The sequence below is a fragment of the Paraburkholderia antibiotica genome (assembly GCF_012927125.1).
Lineage (GTDB): Bacteria > Pseudomonadota > Gammaproteobacteria > Burkholderiales > Burkholderiaceae > Paraburkholderia > Paraburkholderia antibiotica.
The window spans coordinates 1-17,586 of the sequence record NZ_JABBFZ010000006.1; the positions used below are offsets into that span (position 1 = coordinate 1).

Annotated in this window: 19 protein-coding genes and 1 pseudogene; 14 read left to right on the plus strand and 6 right to left on the minus strand. The window is 60.5% G+C overall.

Translation table 11 applies throughout. The features are described 5' to 3' along the window. Nucleotides 1–458 precede the first annotated feature (458 nt). On the plus strand, nucleotides 459–788 hold the full coding sequence (locus HHL14_RS12545; RefSeq protein ID WP_169497938.1) for a hypothetical protein: 330 nt from the start codon (nucleotides 459–461) through the stop codon (nucleotides 786–788). Between the two features lie 33 nt (nucleotides 789–821). Here HHL14_RS12545 and HHL14_RS12550 read toward each other — a convergent pair whose 3' ends face one another. Then, a complete protein-coding gene (locus HHL14_RS12550; protein WP_169497939.1) occupies nucleotides 822–1,049 on the minus strand; it encodes a SymE family type I addiction module toxin in 228 nt (75 codons plus the stop codon). A 39-nt stretch (nucleotides 1,050–1,088) separates the two neighbouring features. Here HHL14_RS12550 and HHL14_RS33790 point away from each other — a divergent pair, with 39 nt between their 5' ends. Next, nucleotides 1,089–2,393 carry an RHS repeat-associated core domain-containing protein gene (locus HHL14_RS33790; protein ID WP_169497940.1) on the plus strand — a complete coding sequence of 435 codons (1,305 nt, stop codon included), beginning with the start codon at nucleotides 1,089–1,091 and terminating at the stop codon, nucleotides 2,391–2,393. After that, the gene (locus HHL14_RS12560; protein ID WP_169497941.1) at nucleotides 2,390–2,785 is read left to right on the plus strand and encodes a hypothetical protein; all 396 of its coding nucleotides are present in this window, start codon (nucleotides 2,390–2,392) and stop codon (nucleotides 2,783–2,785) included. The genes HHL14_RS33790 and HHL14_RS12560 overlap by 4 nt, the downstream gene beginning before the upstream one ends. Before the next feature lie 50 nt (nucleotides 2,786–2,835). Here the strand turns inward: HHL14_RS12560 and HHL14_RS12565 are convergent, their stop codons facing one another. Next, nucleotides 2,836–3,072, minus strand: a complete 237-nt coding sequence (locus tag HHL14_RS12565) for a hypothetical protein (RefSeq protein ID WP_169497942.1) — start codon at nucleotides 3,070–3,072, stop codon at nucleotides 2,836–2,838. 460 nt (nucleotides 3,073–3,532) lie between these two features. Between HHL14_RS12565 and HHL14_RS12570 the strand changes: the two genes are divergently transcribed. The 7 genes from HHL14_RS12570 (at nucleotide 3,533) to HHL14_RS12600 (ending at nucleotide 9,173) form a co-directional block, all read left to right on the plus strand. Beyond that, nucleotides 3,533–4,210, plus strand: coding sequence for a 3-oxoacid CoA-transferase subunit A (locus HHL14_RS12570; protein ID WP_169498195.1), 678 nt, complete (start codon nucleotides 3,533–3,535; stop codon nucleotides 4,208–4,210). Nucleotides 4,211–4,233: 23 nt separating this feature from the next. Then, nucleotides 4,234–4,896 (plus strand): 3-oxoacid CoA-transferase subunit B, encoded by a 663-nt coding sequence (locus tag HHL14_RS12575; protein ID WP_169497943.1) that lies wholly within the window; start codon nucleotides 4,234–4,236, stop codon nucleotides 4,894–4,896. Beyond that, nucleotides 4,802–6,238: an MFS transporter gene (locus HHL14_RS12580; protein WP_230413010.1), complete on the plus strand. Its 1,437-nt coding sequence runs from the start codon at nucleotides 4,802–4,804 to the stop codon at nucleotides 6,236–6,238. The genes HHL14_RS12575 and HHL14_RS12580 overlap by 95 nt, the downstream gene beginning before the upstream one ends. A 67-nt stretch (nucleotides 6,239–6,305) precedes the next feature. After that, complete coding sequence (locus HHL14_RS12585; RefSeq protein ID WP_230413011.1) at nucleotides 6,306–6,635, plus strand: EthD domain-containing protein; 330 nt, start codon at nucleotides 6,306–6,308, stop codon at nucleotides 6,633–6,635. A gap of 491 nt (nucleotides 6,636–7,126) precedes the next feature. Continuing rightward, the gene (locus HHL14_RS33950) at nucleotides 7,127–7,675 is read left to right on the plus strand and encodes a thioesterase family protein (protein ID WP_407945285.1); all 549 of its coding nucleotides are present in this window, start codon (nucleotides 7,127–7,129) and stop codon (nucleotides 7,673–7,675) included. Further along, on the plus strand, nucleotides 7,560–7,835 hold the full coding sequence (gene catC / locus HHL14_RS12595) for a muconolactone Delta-isomerase (protein ID WP_169497946.1): 276 nt from the start codon (nucleotides 7,560–7,562) through the stop codon (nucleotides 7,833–7,835). Before HHL14_RS33950 ends, catC begins: the two co-directional genes overlap by 116 nt. Before the next feature lie 87 nt (nucleotides 7,836–7,922). Next, nucleotides 7,923–9,173, plus strand: coding sequence for an acetyl-CoA hydrolase/transferase family protein (locus HHL14_RS12600; RefSeq protein ID WP_169497947.1), 1,251 nt, complete (start codon nucleotides 7,923–7,925; stop codon nucleotides 9,171–9,173). A 37-nt stretch (nucleotides 9,174–9,210) separates the two neighbouring features. On the opposite strand, the gene HHL14_RS12605 is transcribed toward HHL14_RS12600, so the two are convergent. After that, complete coding sequence (locus HHL14_RS12605) at nucleotides 9,211–10,119, minus strand: LysR family transcriptional regulator (protein WP_169497948.1); 909 nt, start codon at nucleotides 10,117–10,119, stop codon at nucleotides 9,211–9,213. Nucleotides 10,120–10,240: 121 nt separating this feature from the next. On the opposite strand from HHL14_RS12605, the gene metE reads away from it, so the two are divergent. Both metE and HHL14_RS12615 read left to right on the plus strand, forming a co-directional pair. Beyond that, the gene (gene metE / locus HHL14_RS12610; RefSeq protein ID WP_169497949.1) at nucleotides 10,241–12,547 is read left to right on the plus strand and encodes a 5-methyltetrahydropteroyltriglutamate--homocysteine S-methyltransferase; all 2,307 of its coding nucleotides are present in this window, start codon (nucleotides 10,241–10,243) and stop codon (nucleotides 12,545–12,547) included. 358 nt (nucleotides 12,548–12,905) lie between these two features. Beyond that, complete coding sequence (locus HHL14_RS12615; protein ID WP_169497950.1) at nucleotides 12,906–14,516, plus strand: glycoside hydrolase family protein; 1,611 nt, start codon at nucleotides 12,906–12,908, stop codon at nucleotides 14,514–14,516. Nucleotides 14,517–14,659: 143 nt separating this feature from the next. On the opposite strand, the gene HHL14_RS12620 is transcribed toward HHL14_RS12615, so the two are convergent. From HHL14_RS12620 to HHL14_RS12630, 3 genes and pseudogenes are all read right to left on the minus strand, one after another. Then, the gene (locus HHL14_RS12620; protein ID WP_169497951.1) at nucleotides 14,660–14,971 is read right to left on the minus strand and encodes a contact-dependent growth inhibition system immunity protein; all 312 of its coding nucleotides are present in this window, start codon (nucleotides 14,969–14,971) and stop codon (nucleotides 14,660–14,662) included. Nucleotides 14,972–15,102: 131 nt separating this feature from the next. After that, nucleotides 15,103–15,453, minus strand: coding sequence for a contact-dependent growth inhibition system immunity protein (locus HHL14_RS12625; RefSeq protein ID WP_329601648.1), 351 nt, complete (start codon nucleotides 15,451–15,453; stop codon nucleotides 15,103–15,105). Then, nucleotides 15,401–16,238: pseudogene (locus tag HHL14_RS12630) on the minus strand (RNase A-like domain-containing protein). The gene HHL14_RS12625 and the pseudogene HHL14_RS12630 overlap by 53 nt, the downstream one beginning before the upstream one ends. A 208-nt stretch (nucleotides 16,239–16,446) precedes the next feature. Between HHL14_RS12630 and HHL14_RS12635 the strand changes: the two are divergent. Both HHL14_RS12635 and HHL14_RS12640 read left to right on the plus strand, forming a co-directional pair. Continuing rightward, nucleotides 16,447–17,184 carry a protein-L-isoaspartate(D-aspartate) O-methyltransferase gene (locus HHL14_RS12635; RefSeq protein WP_169497953.1) on the plus strand — a complete coding sequence of 246 codons (738 nt, stop codon included), beginning with the start codon at nucleotides 16,447–16,449 and terminating at the stop codon, nucleotides 17,182–17,184. Between the two features lie 36 nt (nucleotides 17,185–17,220). After that, complete coding sequence (locus tag HHL14_RS12640; protein WP_169497954.1) at nucleotides 17,221–17,424, plus strand: hypothetical protein; 204 nt, start codon at nucleotides 17,221–17,223, stop codon at nucleotides 17,422–17,424. The last annotated feature ends 162 nt before the right edge of the window (nucleotides 17,425–17,586 follow it).

The window sequence follows — 17,586 nt, forward strand, 5'->3', positions numbered from 1 at the left end:
GGGACATCAGCTATTTCCTGATGCAGCGATACAACTGGACTCGACCGCATCAATTCAATGACGGTCTAGCGCCGGCAGTCGCAGAAGAAAAACTTAACTCGGTGTCCGGCGTGAGTTGACCACTACAAGATGCAGATCCTCGTTCGGAAATTGCTAAAGCCAATGATTGGGATCCCAAGATCGGAACGACCCCAGACAGCACATCTCGTCACACCTGGTTTCCGAATAGCAATACGCGCATTCGTTACGAAAGCCATCCCGAGGGCTTGTGTCCTTGTGACAAAGGATTCAATTCACGACATCATGGGCCGCATTACCATGTTGAAAAAAAACCCGATGGTGTGAGCTGGGGCCAGGCAGCCCGTCGCGGTGTGGTAACCAAATCACAGCCGGATGGTTATACGCCAGGCAGTGGTACTGGTTTTAATCCGGGCGAAAACTTTCCGGGAAGCTAGGAAATGAAAAGTAGTGAAGTTCTTGTTGCAGATGCCCAGATTGAATCGTTCGCCTATGAAGGAGGACGTCTGACGGTGTTTATCCGAACTGATGGGGGTGCCTTCGAAGTTGTCTTCCATACGGTTCTCAGCATGAAAACCGTTTCCCCGGAAGGACAGGATCTGTCGCGTTTAGCCGAAAGTACCGAGAGTATGTATCTCTCTGAGACATGTGAGGCGGCAGAGGAGCCACCAAATGGCTTCAAGGAATTCAGTTTTATCTCAGCCTGGACCGACGAGCCAATATTAACGGTCGTCGCTATTGATGTTCAGGTTCCGAAAATTTCTCGTTAGAACGAAGGGCCGCATATGCGGCCCTTCGTACGTTTATTCGGCGGTGATGGGGAGGCGGCCGTATTCGACGGTGATTCGCACGCGCTGCCCTGCTTCAAAGCCGGCGTGCTCGATCCATCGTCCGGAGAGCTTCATCCAGGGATAAAGAGGCGGGTCGTTGAGATAGCCTTGGGGTTGCCACTGGCGATAGCGCCATGACTGCTGGATGGTCACGAACCGTTCCGTGACGGGTAGGCGTGCTTTAAGATTGGCGTCAGCCATAGTCAACTCCCTGTCTGAGTTGGTGGTGGTCAGCGGGTCGTGAGTGTTGGTAGCACTCACGACCCGCGCTTCGTTTACGTCTGTCGTTTCCCTCTCTGTTCGCTGCGTGAGCCGGACGGCACGACGTGGCTGTACGGGTACGACGCAGCGAACCGGCTGATCGAAGCGAAGCGCTATGCGAAGCCGCCGGAGGCAGATGAGCTGGCGCGTAGGGAACCGGTGGCGGGTGGTGGTATGCGGCTCGTCGATGGGAGTGTGCGGCCGCTGCTGGAAGTGAGTTTTGCGTACGATGCGTTCGGCCGACGCACGAAGAAGAAGGTGACGCGACCGGATGGCGGGATCGAGCGCACGTTCTTCACGTGGGACGGCGATGTGCTGCTGATGGAGGAGCGCTTCGGGCTGCCGGTGAAGCACGAGCATGTGTATCGCGGGCTGGAGTTCCGCAGGGCGCAGATCGTGCGGGAGGAGCCGGAGGATGTGTATTCGCTGCCGGTCGCGCAGCGCATGCATACGCTTGAGCGGCATCACGAGTGGCAGGCGGCGTCGCTTTATCTGCACGAGCCGGGATCGTTCGTGCCGCTTGCGCGGCTTGACGAGAAGCTGGTGGAACCGGCGTTCCTCGCCACGGGCACGGACGGGCGCTTTGTGCAGGTGCCGGCAAAGACGCGGCATGCGACGTACTTCTACCAGAATGATCACCTGGGCACGCCGCAGGAGATGGTGGACGAGTCGGGCAAGGTGGTGTGGCTTGCGCGGTACAAGGCGTGGGGTGAGGTAAAGCGTGCGCCGTATGGCAAGGCCGATGCGGTTGGCGCGGATAACCGGATCCGGTTCCAGGGGCAGTATCATGACGAGGAGACGGAGCTCGCCTATAACCTGCATCGGTATTACGATGTGCAGTCGGGGCGCTACATCAGCAAAGATCCGATCGGGCTGGCCGGTGGGATCAACGTCTATCGGTACGCGCCGAATCCGGTTGAGTGGGTCGATCCGTTCGGATTGTCAAAATCGCCAGTCGGTGCTGGAAGGAAACAAGCGTCTTCAAAGGCGAACCAGAACGCTAAATGCCCATGCAGAAACAAGTGGGAAGTGAATCGTTTCGACAGGATATGTTCAGGCAACGTGCCTGGCGTGGGCTATGCCAAGTATGTGCGAGATCCGGGCACAGGCATGTGGTGGTCTGAAGATCAAACAGGACACGGGAACAGTGCCTGGAAGGTGTACGACAAGAATGGTGCATGGGTGGCAGACGCCGACGTCTATGGCGATTACATGAATAAGCACAAGAGCGATACTGGCAAGGGCATTGACTTTGACTCGTTGAAGTGCAAGGACGCGCAATGATTCACTCTGCCGAGGAATTCATAGCTCTGCGAGATAGTTCTCTCAAGGATGAATATGATCGCGCTGCAACTGACGAGGCTCCTGTTTCAGTGTGGAAAGACGTCATCGACAGATTTCCGGAATATAGGAAATGGGTCGCTCATAACAAGACCGTCCCACTGGAGATCTTGACGTTGCTTTGTCAATTTGAACCTGATGTTCGCCGCTTCATTGCTGTGAAGAGAAAATTGTCTGATGAGTTGTTTGAGCTTCTATCAAAGGATCTCGACGCAGTTGTTCGACAAGGCATTGCCTCAAATAAAAAGACTCCTGTTTCGATAATCAGGAGGCTTGTGCAGGATGAGGATCAGGATGTTTCTAGAGTTGCCAAATACAACCTTGAGAACCGATAGATGTTGAACCAGGGGCCGTAAATGCGGCCCCTGGTTCTTCTATCTGGAGGTCATGCCCGGTCGCGCCTGGTTATCTGCACCTGAGCGCGCCATACCTTGCGCAGTTCGTCATTGTCGGCCTTGCGCGCGATGGCCAACGCTTCGCGCTCGCGCGCTTTGACGGCATCATCGTATTCAGGGGTAACGGTAAGGCTTTGCCGGATGTAGTCAACCGAGACATTGACGCGCTGTCCGGTGCTGAAGAGATGGCCTGCGCCTAACCACCTGTCGATGTGTTCCCAAGGCATGAAAGGCTGCTGGGGGCGCGGAGTGTATCCAGTGAATAGCCATCGGGCGTATCGCTCAGCGTGACGGTCATGCTGCCGGAATAGCAGGCGTCGCGCTTCGCGCGGGAGCGTGCGGAGGACGCCGCATGGCTGCGGGCGAATCCTGGCGAAAAATATCCGCCGCTGCGTTACAACAGGCGGGGCGTGGAGGACAGGCGCAAGCTGGACGCATGGGAGGCGTCGTTGCCGAAGTGTATCGGCAACGTGCTGAAGGAGCTGAACCGCACGCCTTATGCACACGAAGCGCGTGGCAACCTCGTGCTTGCCTCTGTCGCATCGACCCTCGCGGGGGGCTTAACCCCAGCTTAATAGCGCTTGCGGATCGCCAAATTGTGAGTACGGAAAGGGCGTGGCACGCTACGTAAGTCGAGCGTCGCGAATGAGCGCAGCGCTCCTGTCACTGGCGAGAGACCCGAAAGACATGATCGACAAGATTTGCAGCACGGCATTGGATGCCGTTCGCGATGTACCGGACGGCGCGACTATCGCAGTGGGTGGTTTCGGTGGCGCTGGCATGCCCGACGAGCTGATCGATGCACTGATCGAGCAAGGGGCGAAGGATCTCGTCGTGGTCAGCAACAACGCAGGCAATGGCGATTCCGGATTGGCCGCGTTGCTGAAAGCGCGCCGTGTGCGTCGCCTGCTGTGCTCGTTTCCCCGGCAGAAAGACGCGTATGTGTTCGAGGAGTTGTACCGGGCCGCGCGCATCGAACTGGAGGTCGTGCCGCAAGGCAATCTGGCCGAGCGCTTGCGTGCCGCCGGTTGCGGCATCGGTGCGTTTTATACGCCGACCGGCTTCGGCACGATGCTCGCGGAAAACAAGGAGACGCGCCGCATCAACGAACGCGACTTCGTTCTCGAATATCCGATTCATGTCGACTTTGCGCTGATCAATGGCAAGACCGCCGACCGCTGGGGCAACCTGATCTACAACAAGACCGCGCGCAACTTCGCACCGGTGATGGCGATGGCGGCCCGTACCACGATCGCCGCGGTGGAAGCGGTGTGCGGACTCGGTGAACTGGACCCCGAAACGATCGTTACGCCGGGCATTTTTGTCAACCGCGTGGTCGTCCGTGGCGGCAGCCGGACACATTGAACGCAGCGAGGACGGAGAACGAAATGAATCAGCAAGCGCGAAATCTATTGGCGGCTCGCGTCGCGCGCGACATTCCCGACGGCGCTTACGTGAATCTCGGCATTGGCTTGCCGACTCTCGTGGCTAATCATCTCGGCAGCGACAAGGAAGTGATCCTGCACAGCGAGAACGGCGTACTGGGTCAGTGGAGCGCGGCGGCGCCAGGGCAGGAAGATTGGGATCTGATCAATGCCGGCAAGGAAGCGATCACGCTCGGCGCCGGTGCCGCGTTCTTTCACCACGCGGACTCGTTCGGAATGATGCGTGGAGGCCATCTCGACATTTGTGTGCTGGGCGCGTTTCAGGTCTCAGCAAAAGGCGATCTCGCGAACTGGCACACCGGTGAAGAGGACTCGATTCCGGCTGTCGGTGGCGCAATGGATCTGGCGATCGGCGCCAAGCGCGTGTTCGTAATGATGGACCACCTCACCAAAGACGGAAAAAGCAAACTGCTGCCGCGCTGCACGTATCCGTTGACGGGTCTCGGTTGCGTGAGCCGCGTTTATACCGATCTCGCGACGCTCGAGATACGTGAGGACGGCGTATTCGTGCTTGAAATCGTCGACGGAAACACGCCGTCGACGTTGCAGGAAGCGACAGGCGTCGCGCTGGATTTTTCGTTGTTGGAGGCATCGCAGCCGGCATAGGGGCGAGCTTTATCGCGTAAGACAAAAAATAAAACGAACTCACTGGAGACAGACAATGTTTGAATGGTACAGACACGGGTCGCCGCAGCAGAAGAGAACATTCTGGGCGTGCTACTCGGGATGGGCACTCGACTCGTTCGACATGCAGATGTTCAGCTTTCTCTTGCCCGCGCTGATGGCGACATGGGCGTTGAGCAAAGGGCAGATTGGACTCATCGGCACGGTGGCGCTGGTGGTCACGGCGATCGGCGGATGGATCGCGGGCATCATGAGCGATCGTTACGGACGGGTTCGAGTGCTGATCTTCACGATCGTCTGGTTCACGTTCTTCGGCGTGATGGCCGGTTTTGCTCAGTCATACGAACAGTTGCTGGTCGCCCGCACGTTGCAGGGACTCGGATTCGGCGGCGAATGGGCGGTCGGTGCTGCGTTGATGGCCGAAGCCTCCACGCCGCGATATCGCAGCAAGGCGATGGGCTTCGTGCAATCCGGATTCGCGCTGGGTTGGGCGCTTGCGGTTCTGGTTGCCACGTTTCTGCTCACGCATTTGCCGAAGGAGCTCGCCTGGCGCGTCGCTTTCTGGAGCGGCATCATTCCGGCAAGCGTCGTGCTGCTCATTCGCCGCAACGTCAAGGAACCGGCGCTGTTCGAGCAAGCGCGGCATACCAAAGCGCCGCGCGCGTCGCTGTCGTCGGCATTCAATCCGCAGTACCTGCGATCGACCATTCTCGCCAGTTTGCTGGTGATCGGGCTGCAGGCTGGCTGCTACGCGATCCTCGTGTGGTTGCCTTCGCTGCTGGCTGAGCGCCATGTTGCGCCGGGCTCGCTCATCACCACCATTCTGATCATGGCGTTGGGGTCCTTTTGCGGATTTGCGGTGTCGGCCTATCTCGCGGACAAGGTCGGGCGGCGTCCCACGTTGATCGCACTATCGCTGGGTAGCTGGATCGTGACGGTTTGCTATATGTTCGTCGCGCTCAGTCCGGTGTTGGCCAACGTCATGGGTTTCTGGGTCGGCTTCCTGTCTATCGGCATGTTTGCCGCCCTTGGCCCTTTCCTGAGCGAACTGTTCCCGACCAACGTCCGAACCACCTGCATGGGCTTCGCGTACAACGTGGGCAAATCCGTCGGCGCGAGCGCGGTGGCGGGTGTTGGCATGCTGTCGGCGCGCACCGGTCTGGCGACGGCAATCGGCCTGTTCTGTCTCGGTTCCTATGCGATCTCGGTGTTTGCGATCCTGATGCTGCCGGAGACGCGAGGTGTGAAACTCGACGAAGTGGATGCAAGTTTGAACGGTGCTGGCGTTGCGCCGCGAACGGGCGCCGTGGCTGCTCAGCAATGACTCGCTCGGGCTAGTCGCACTGCCCGACACCTATCAGTCTTTTGAAAAGGGAAAAGAAATGATTCGAATGCTTTATCTCCTCGTCAAACCCGAAGGCATGTCGGACGAACAATTCAAACGCGAGTGCGTGCGGCATGACGAGATGTCTCATGGCATACCGGGGCTGCTGAAATACGAGGTGCGGCTCGTCGCCGAACAGCCGACCGATACGCATGTGCCGTTTTTCGACATCGGTCACGTCGATGCGATCGGCGAATGCTGGTTCGAGAACGAGGAAGCCTATCAGCGATATCTCGACTCGGATATTCGCAAGACGTGGTTCGAGCACGGCAAGACCTTTATCGGCAAGCTCAAGCCGTTTCGCACCGAAGCGGTCTCGTCGCGGCACGGCGAGTAGTTCGCGGATACACGCTCATGCGCGAACCATGCGATCGCCCGTTTGCGTCGTCGGGATATGACGACCTGACGATCCTGCTGCCGGTGACGAGTATCGGCGAGCGCTCTTATCGGAGCTGCTTCGTGCATCCCGAGTACCGCTCGATATTCGGCGCGGGGCTGATGGCCGGTCAGGGTGTCTGGGCCGCGGCGCAGTCGATCGAAAAACGCTGTGTACACGCGCTGAAACTGAGCATTTCAGACGAGCCTCGTCTGGACGAAGAACTGGAGTACGCGGTCGAATTCGCCAGCGCAAACGCTGGAGCGTTGTGTCGCGACGTCTATGCGGTGCAAGGGCTGGATATGCTGGGGCATATGCAGGTGCATTTTGCGGGGGCCGAATCGTTTGTGACGACGTCACGGCCAACATGCTTGGACGACGCATTGGACGGCGAAGTCGCGTTGGAGTCGGAGTCGATGTCGATGGAAGCAACACGGCAGGTGGAAAGCTGCATGCCGTTCGCCGAAATTCGTCCTTGGGTCGTGACGCCATCGCGTGCATTGGCAGCTGGCGGCGTCCGGCTGCGAGTCTGGTGCCGGCTTCGGCAGCCGTTGCCGACCAGGGGGGTGTGGGCCCCAGCTGCATTGACGTATATCGCTGCGAGTCACGCATCGGCTGCACTTGATATATGTCGAGTACCTGGCTGTGTCGAAGACATCGAGCCTCGCTCATACGAGTTCTCGATGCGGTTTCACCGTGGCGTATTCGATGTCAACGACTGGCTGTTACTAGACAGCGCGATTACGTATTCGACCGCTCACGTTTATTCCGTTGATACGCACATCCTGTCGCATACCGGCGATCTGCTTGCAACGAGCACACGGAAGACTTGCCCGCTCGTAACGAACGTGGGTGAATTTCAGATCGATTCAATAGGAGACGAACATGCTGTATTGCGTGGAAATGCAAGTCAACATTCCGGCCTCGCTCGATGCGAGCCGCGTCGAGGAAATCAAGGCGGCGGAGAAGGCGAAAGCCATCGAGATACAGAAATCGGGTAAATGGCCGCATCTGTGGCGCGTGGTCGGCAAGTACTCGAACATCAGCATCTTCGATGTCGAAAGCAACGACGAGCTGCATCAGCTGTTGTCTTCGCTGCCGTTGTTCCCGTACATGACGATTCAGGTGACTCCGTTGGCGCGTCATCCATCCGCGATCTGAGTACTAGCGTTATGACGGCGCACGGTTTTTTACCGTGCGCTCCTTCCGCGTCTCTTCCGCTTTCCCCACCGTCCGGCTGAAGGTTCAATGACACATTATCTGGCTCCTGAGTCGTTCGATCTCTCGACCTGGATTCGCGAGGGCGACACCGTGCTGTGGGGGCAGGCCAACGCGGAGCCGTTGCCGCTGACCCGCGCGCTGATGGCGCAACGAGAGCGGATCGGGCGATTTCGTGTGATGCTGGGCATCGCGTCGAGCGACGCGTGCCGTCCCGAGCACGCCGATCATGTGGAGTTTGTCAGCTACGGCGGATCGGGCACGAATCGCGCGTTGGCCAATGCCGGGGTGCTCGACGTGCTGCCGTGCCATTACTCGCAACTGCCGGCACTGATACGCGACGGTGCGCTGCGTGTCGACGTATTGCTGCTGCAGGTAGCGGGGCCCGACGAAGCAGGGCGTTACAGCCTGAGCCTTGCCCACGAATATCTGCTGCCCGCTTTAGAGAGCGCGCGCGTGGTCGTCGCCGAAGTCAATCGACAAGCGCCGTGGGTATACGGCGAGCAGACGTTGACGCTCGACCGGTTCGACGCTGTGCTGCTCACCGATCGACCGGTATTGGAGCAGGCGCGCGGCGCATCCACACCTTGCGATGAACAGATTGCCCGACACGTGGCCGGCCGTATCGAGGATGGCGCAACCCTGCAAATGGGCATCGGTGCGATTCCCGATGCGGTACTCGGTAGCCTGAGCGCGCATCGCGATCTCGGCGTGCATTCCGGCAGCATCGGCGACGGAGTGGCCGAGCTGATGAATCGCGGCGTTATTTCGAACGCGCGCAAGACCATCGATAGAGGCAAGACGGTGGCCGGCGTCCTGATCGGTAGCGCAACCTTGCATCGCTTCGCGCATCGCAATCCGAATCTGCTGATGCGCTCGACCGACTACATCCACCATCCCGACGTGCTGTCCCGCATCGATCGATTCGTCGCCATCAATTCGGCGATTGAAGTCGATTTAACGGGGCAGGTGAATGCCGAGGTGGCGAACGGCAGTTATCTCGGCGCGGTGGGCGGCGCGGGCGACTTCCTGCGCGGTGCCGCACGCTCGCGAGGCGGCGTGCCGATCATTGCCTTGCCGTCGACGAGCAAAGCGCGAAGCCGGATCGTCGCGCGCCTCAACGGTCCTGTCAGCACGCCGCGCAGCGACGTCGGTCTGATCGTGACGGAGTTCGGGGTCGCCGACTTGCGCGGACTGAATCTGAAGCAGCGGATCCGTCGAATGGTGGACATTGCGCATCCCGACTTCAGGGACGAATTGGCGCGCGAGGGACGGATGTGAGTGGCAGCCGCCCGGTCGGCTGCGTGTGACGCAGCGTTCAACGTCGCGGCTTCGCGTCCTGCCAACCCGACTTGCGTGCGAACTCGACGAACGACTGCAGATAGTCGAGCGCCGCGTCCGCTTCGCGCGTGCCGAGAAAAATCTGTTTGGCGATCCCTTTCTTGCCGAGCTTCACGCTCACCACCGGCATCCGGTCCGCGTATTCCTCCGCGAGCCAGCGTGGCAGCGCGGCCACGCCGCGATTGCTCGCGACCATCTGCAGCATGATGTCGGTGGTCTCGATCGTCTTGTGACGGCGGGGCGCGACGTCGGCGGGACGCAGAAACAGGTTGTAGATGTCAAGGCGATCGGTATCGACCGGATAGGTAATCAGCGTTTCGTCGATGAGCTGCTCGGGTTCCACGTATTTCGCGTCGGCTAGCCGATGGCCGTCGGCGACCACCAGCACCTGCTCGTAATCGAACACGGGCTCGAAGACGAGGCCCGGCCGCTTTAGCGGATCGGGCGTGACCAGCACGTCGATGTCGTAGCCGAACAGCGCGCCGATGCCGCCGAACTGGAAGCGCTGCTTGACGTCGACGTCGACATCGGGCCAACGCGCGAGATACGGCGACACCACCTTCAGCAGCCACTGGTAGCACGGATGGCATTCCATGCCGATGCGCAGCGTGCCGCGCTCGCCGTCCGCGTACTGCTTCATGCGCGCTTCGGCGTGCTCGAACTGCGGCAGCATCCGGTCGGCAAGCGACAGCAGGTATCGACCCGCCTGCGTGAGGCGCAGATTACGGCCGTCGCGCTCCCAGACCGGCGTACCGAGCTGCTGTTCGAGCTTCCTGACGGTATGGCTGAGCGCCGACTGTGTCAGATGCAGCGCACCGGCCGCCGCCGTGAGCGAGCCTTGCCGGTCCACTTCGCGGATCAGCGTGAGATGAAAGCGTTCGAGCATGGACAATGAACAAAACTAATGGATGAATGAAATAATGCCATTTTTATTCATGGAATGAAAACCCTATCATCGCTGCCAGTCCTCGCATCGTTTCTGCAATTTTCATTGGAAGGCAGCGCCCATGGTCACTACACACAATCTCGGCTTCCCGCGCATCGGCGCCCAACGTGAACTCAAATTCGGTCTCGAACGCTACTGGAAGGGCGAATCGTCGCGCGACGAACTGAAGGCACTCGGCGCGCAACTGCGCCAACGCCACTGGCACGACCAGCGTGAACTCGACCTCGCGCCCGTCGGCGATTTCGCGTTTTACGATCAGGTGCTCGACATGAGCTTCACGCTCGGCAATCTACCGGCACGCGTGCAGGGCTTTCATGGCGACAAGCTCGACAACTATTTCCGCGTTGCGCGCGGCCGTTCGGCGCAAAGCGCCGAAGAGCACGCCGCATGCTGCGGCGGCGTCGCGGCCGGCGAAATGACGAAGTGGTTCGATACCAACTACCACTACATCGTCCCCGAATTCACCGCCGATACGACGTTCAATCTCGACACGTCCCGCCTGCTCGAACAGCTGCGCGAAGCGCGCGAGCAGGGCGTGAAGGCGAAGCCGGTGATCCTCGGTCCGATCACGTATCTGTGGCTCGGCAAGACGAAGGACGGGACCGGCAAACTCGCCGACAAGCTCGCGCTGCTGCCGCGCATCATGCCCGTGTATCGCGCGCTGCTCGACTTCTTCAAGGTGATGGACGTCGAGTGGGTGCAGATCGACGAACCGGTGCTCGTCACCGAACTCGATCCGGCCTGGCGCGACGCGTTTGTAACTGCGTATCAGGGCTTCGAGGAACGCGGCGTCAAGCTGCTGCTGGCGACCTACTTCGGCCAGTTGAAAGAGAACCTCGAACTTGCGTGTAGCCTGCCCGTCGACGGTCTGCACATCGACGCGATCAACGCACGCGACGAAGTCGCGCTGGTCGCGCAGAAGCTGCCGGCGACCAGCGTGCTGTCGGTCGGCGCGATCAACGGCCGCAACATCTGGAAAACCGATCTGAACGCCGCGCTCGAATGGCTCGCGCCGCTCGCGCAGCAACTCGGCGATCGCCTGTGGCTCGCGCCGTCGTGTTCGCTGCTGCACGTGCCGGTCGATCTCGCGAGCGAAGTGAAGCTCGATGCGGAAATCCGCTCCTGGCTCGCGTTCGCGCTGCAAAAGCTCGACGAACTGAAGGCGCTCGCCACCGCACTGAACGGCGGCCGCGACAAGGTTGCAAACGAACTCGCAGCGAATGCCGCCGCGATTGCTGCGCGCCGCAATTCGCCGCGCGTGAACAACCGGGCGGTGAAGGCCGCGCTGGCTCGCATCGACGCGAACCTCGGCAACCGCCAGCACGCTTACGCCGAGCGCGCGGACAAACAGGCCGCGCTGCTGAAGCTGCCCGCGTATCCGACCACGACGATCGGCTCGTTCCCGCAAACGGCGGAAATTCGCCATGCACGCAGCCAGTTCAAGCGCGGCGCGCTCGATCAGTCCGGCTACCAGCACGCGATGCGCAAGGAAATCGAGCGCAGCGTGCGCGAGCAGGAAGCACTGGGCCTCGACGTGCTGGTGCACGGTGAAGCCGAGCGCAACGACATGGTCGAATACTTCGGCGAGCAACTCGACGGCTATGCGTTCAGCCAGTTCGGCTGGGTGCAGTCGTACGGCTCGCGCTGCGTGAAGCCGCCTATCCTGTTCGGTGACATCAGCCGCCCGACCGCGATGACGGTCGAGTGGATCACGTATGCGCAGTCGCTAACGAACAAGCCGATGAAGGGCATGCTGACCGGCCCGGTGACGATCCTGAACTGGTCGTTCGTGCGCGACGACCAGCCGCGTTCGGTGTCGTGCTACCAGCTCGCGCTGGCGATCCGCGAGGAAGTGCTCGACTTGGAAAAGGCCGGCGTGCGGGTCGTGCAGATCGACGAAGCTGCGCTGCGCGAAGGTCTGCCGCTGCGTCGCGCACAGTGGGGCGAGTACCTGCGCTGGGCGGTGGAATCGTTCCGTATCACCGCGAATGGCGTGCGGGACGAAACGCAGATCCACACGCATATGTGCTATTCGGAGTTCAACGACATCATCGCGTCGATCGCCGATATGGATGCGGACGTGATCACGATCGAGACCTCGCGCTCGGACATGGAGCTGCTCGACGCGTTCGACCACTTCAACTACCCGAACGAAATCGGCCCAGGCGTGTACGACATTCACTCGCCGAACATTCCGACGCAGCAGCACATCGTGCAACTGATGCAGAAGGCGGCCGAGCGCATTCCGGCACAGCGTCTGTGGGTGAATCCGGATTGCGGTCTGAAGACGCGTCAGTGGGCGGAGGTGATTCCGGCGCTCACGAACATGGTCGCCGCCGCGAAGACGCTGCGCAACCAGCTTCAGTAATGCGTGGATGGGCTGCTGCTTTCAGCGTGGCGGCCCGTGTCGGTACGTCGTATCGTCACCTCGTATCGGCACTTCCCGTCAGCGCCCCGAGCCTCGTCCTGGGACGCATTCGTTGAACCTCGCGCTATTTCCAGCCAGGTTTGCATCCAACCTCGACACGCTCGCGAGGGCTTGCACGAATCCCCGAAGTCGCAATCCGGCAATGCCGCGAATTACCGGACTTATTCCCCTGTTTTTCCCCGAATTATCTCCACGCTGGCGTGTTACCGTGAGGGCCCAAAAATGGCCCCGCATCTGGCCATCGCCATTCCCATGATGCGCATAAACATAAAAAGCCACCCCTTACGAGGAACAGCGCGTGAAGCCACAAAACAGCCTGCTTGCGTCGACTAATCAGCATCATGCTCCGCTGTCGATGAACCGCCGTGGGTTCATCAGCTTCAGTGCCTGCGCGGTTGCATCGATGCTGGCTTCGTGTGGTGGTGGCGGTTCAGGAGCGAATGGGGCGGCGGCCGGTTCATCCGCCACGTCGCCGACGAGCGCCGCGATGACGCTGAGCGTGCAGCAGCCATTGCCGGACACGGTCACGCTCGACGCGGGCTTCGCGAGTCTGAGTTACGAGAAGGGCCATATGAGTACCTCGTCGCAGGTGTATTTCGGCCCGGACAATACGAATCTGATCGGATTGCTCAATGCGCTGGGCGGGGGTGTGCTGCGCATCGGCGGCAACAGCGTGGACCGCATCACGTGGACACCCGAGGGGGCTGGCCGGACCAAGGCGCAGGTCTCGCGCATCGACGTGGCGAATCTGGCCGGCTGCATCAAGCTGTGCCCGAACTGGAAAGTGATCTATGGGATCAATTTCGCCGGCGCGCGAGGTTCGACGAGTTCGCCCGCGCTGGCCGCCGACGAAGCCGCTTACGTGGCGCAGCAGCTCGGCAGTCAGTTGCTCGCGTTCGAGATCGGCAACGAGCCCGATCTTTACGGCGGCGACTCCACCCAGAACCTCGGCGGGATCACGTACAACATTTTTCTCAATGGCGGCACCGTCGCGCAGGGCACGATAGCGGGCTGGAACCAGTTTGCGCGGGCCATTTCAAATGCGGTCAACGGCGCCGTATTGTGTGGACCGGCTGCTTCGAGCGATGCGGCCGGCTGGGCTGAATCGTTCGCCACGAACGAGAGCGCCAGGATCGCGCTGCTGACCGAGCATTACTACATCAGCAACTACAACAATGCGGCGCCTTCGATTGCCGGCATGCTCAACTATCCCGACGAGAGTCTCGTGGCGGAACTGCGCAGCTTGCAGGCGGCAGCAAAGACCGCGGGTGTGCCGTTTCGCATCGACGAAGCCAATTCGTATTTCAGCAGCACCAAGCCGGGGGGCGTCTGCAATGTGTTTGCGAGCGCGCTGTGGGCGATCGATTTCATTTTCACGCATGCGGAATACGGTGCGAGCGGCCTGAACTTCCACAACAACGGCTCGATCGGGAGCTATACGGCTATCGGCGACGCTCGCGGTCCCATCACGGCGGTGCAGCCGCTCTTTTACGCACTGATGTTCTTCTCGCAGATTTTCGCGGGTGGAGCGAACGGCCAGCTGCTAACCACCGCGTTGAGCGCGAGCGGCGCAGCGGTCAGCGCATTCGCGGTGGCGACGAGTAACGGCGCAACGTATGTCGTCGTCAATAACAAGGATACGAACAGGCGCGCGGATGTGACCATTGCACTGGACGCACCGTCGTCGCGGGCCACCGTGATGACGCTCGCTTCGTCGGCAGACAGCGCTGCCGCTCAACTCGCGAACCCGGGCATCTACAACGGCGGCACGGCGATTACGTTTGGCGGCCAGCCTATTGCGCTCGATGGCACATGGCAAGGCGCGCCGCAGCAGTCATCCGACGTGAAGGATCAGCGGGTGGCCGTGCAGGTGGCGCCGGCTAGCGCGGCACTGATCCGCATTCAATAGCGCGCAAGTGTGCGATCCGGCTCACTTAGGGTAGGTGCCAAGTCTTTGCGGTGGCACATACGAAGTCACGGGCGAATAAAGGTGTGGACCCTTGGGCCCGGTATGCGAACTCCGGTAGACGTGTAGAGGCAAGCAGCGCCGCGTTATCGGCGTTTAGCGACAAGTGGATTCTCGTTCAGGACGCGTTGTACTTCGTCAAGAAAGGATGCAGTCGTGTAGCCCCGCCCCTCGGGACGAAACCCGCGACTGAACGGTATGAAGGCGTTGTCCAGGTCCTCCGGATGCTCGCTTCTGAACTCGACTATTTCCCGAAGCAGGTTTGCATAATGATGACGGTAACCCTTCTTGTAGCACGCCACAATTTCTGGAACGGTTTCGCCAAAGAGGTCAAAGTCCTGACCGAAATAGATGCTGAAAAAATTGTCCATCTCGGGATACCGCTCTAAAGAACTCATTTTGTTTCTTATTCAAGAAAGGCCGTAAGGATGTAGTACGGCATGCCGTCGTGAGATTGATTGGCTACAGTGGAATCCAGGCGAAGGATGGCGTAGCGGCGCGCTTGTGCCTGCGTCCGGCGACAAGCTGCTCAGTCGCGCAGGAGACGTTGTACCTCATCAAGGAAGGAGGCGGTCGTGTACCCCCACGGCTCCGGCGAGAACCCGCTTCCATACTTCTGATTGAACGCGATAGTCAGATCATTCGGATGTTCGTTTCTGAACGCGTCAATCTCGTAAATCAGGTTTGCATAACTGTATGGAGAGTCTTTCTCGTAACAAGCGACAATTTCTGGGACAGTTTCTCCGAACAAATCAAAGTCCTGGCCGAAATAAGTGATCATGAGGTGGTCCATTGAGGGGTAATGCTTTGACGAACTCATTTCTTTTTCATCCAAGGTAGGAGGTAAGAACGTAACATGGCATGCCGTTGTAGGTTTCATATTTCAGCGTGACGAAAACCTTGTTCATTCGCGTAAGCTCACCAGTAGCCCGCGTCACGCCGTACCCAATGTCGCCGGAAATGACCTTGGTTACTGTTAGCGTAATTTCTCGATGTGGGGACCGCGCCCAGTCACTGATCCTTGCCGCGTTGGCATGTACTGTCTCCGAAATCGCTCGCTCGGCCTGTTGAATATTTGCGAACGACGATACGACGTGTCGCTTCGGCTCCCGCCTCAACCGATCCCTCAACCAGGCCTCATCCCTGCCCACATGCTTAAGCATGGGTATGCCCACCCAGCCTCGGCTGCGCCGCCTTCGCCTCGTGCATCTCGAGGCTGATCCGGCCCATCGTAATACGGGCGGCGCGTGCAGCCCTGACCGAGCCGGCAAAACCAAACGGCACCGCCAGATCGATCGATAGGCCGATACTGTTCGCCATATCGGGGCTGGCCTTCATCGTCTGGGCCAGCTTCGTGGTGCCCTGCTGCGTCAACGTGAGGGTGTCGTAGCCGGTCCAAACCTGACGCGCACCCGCCGCCGCAGTGTCCGAGCCATGCACCCCGAATACGATGCAGCCGGCCTTGCTCGCCATCGTCGGTTCCGGCAGCACGCATAGCGCCGCCGCCCCGACCATTTCCAGCACCCCGCCGACAATCTGTAACCCGCCCCACAGCCGGTTGGTCAGCATCTCTGTCTGGCTGATCGACTGACGAGCCAATATGGCCGCCAGTTGCGGCGCGCTTAGTACCACGCGCACGCCGTCTGAATCCTGTTGATACGACATCCGAATCGCCCGCTTTCGCTCGCTTGAAAAAGGGCAATCACCCTAACAACCGCCTTCGATATCTAAAATGGGCGAAGGATGATTTTTATGTCCCATCGGCCTGCGATCCCCCGGGTTCGCAGGTTGCTGCAAAGGTAGACAGCCCGGTGTCGAGGTTTTTGAACTGTCCTCTCAGGAGGTCGCATCGGGCGTTGCGTCAGAGGCTGCCATGAGCGATTTCAGCGAAGCGCGCGAACGGATGGTCGAGCGTCAGGTCGTGCGCCGCGGCGTGCGCGACGCGCTTGTGCTTGCGGCGATGCGGCGCGTGCCGCGCGAGGCGTTCGTGCCCATCGATCTGCGCGAATTCGCGTACGACGATACGGCGTTGCCGATCGGCGGCGAGCAATCGATCTCGCAGCCGTTCATCGTCGCGAAGATGCTCGAAGCCGCGCAGTTGCGGCCGGGCGATCGCGTGCTCGACATCGGCACCGGCTCGGGCTACGCGGCCGCGATTGCCGCGGAGATCGTCGCGCGCGTGGATTCGATCGAACGCGACGCGAGCCTTGCCGGCAGCGCGCGCGAGCGTCTGCGGCGGCTTGGCTATGTCAACGTCGAGGTTTATGTCGGCGACGGCACGGCCGGTTTCGCCGCGCACGCGCCGTACGACGCGATCATCGCAGCCGCGGGCGGCCCGCACGTGCCGCAGGCGCTGCGTTCGCAACTCGCGCAGGGCGGGCGGCTGGTGATGCCAGTCGGTGGTAGCCCGCATCATCAGCGGCTTGTGAAGGTGCTGCGCCTTGGTGAACACGATTACGACGAGGAGACCTTCGGCGACGTGCGATTCGTGCCGCTCGTCGGCGGCGATGGCTGGCCGGAGCCGGGTGGCGAGCCGTCGCGCAGGCAGGGTGGGGCGGGTGCGGCGGGCTTCGACGCGCCGGAGCCGAAGAACTCGCGGCCGCCGAGTTGAGCCGGGCCGACGTCGTCCCCACGACGGGCGCTGCTGTTGCATGCGTATGCGTTCGCCGCGGTATTCGTCGCGGGCGTCGCGCTGCGTCACGATGAGCTGCGTTCGATCGGCGACAGGAATCCGCTGGAAGTGCCGGAGGACGTGTCGCCCGGCGAGCGGTCCGAGGTCGTCAGAGACCCGCATAAGGCGCATGCGGTTCTAGCCGAATCGATGAGGGGCTTCACGCTCGAGCCGGGATAGTTGCATGTAGTCCCCGTTACCTGCGCGACGCCCACCGCGCCATTTGTATCGCACTGTATCAACCGGCCGTGCCGATACGCACGCTTACCAAACCCGTCGACCCAGACACACACGGGATACACCCGCGCGTTCCAATACGTTCACCGCAAGTCGAGCCCCATG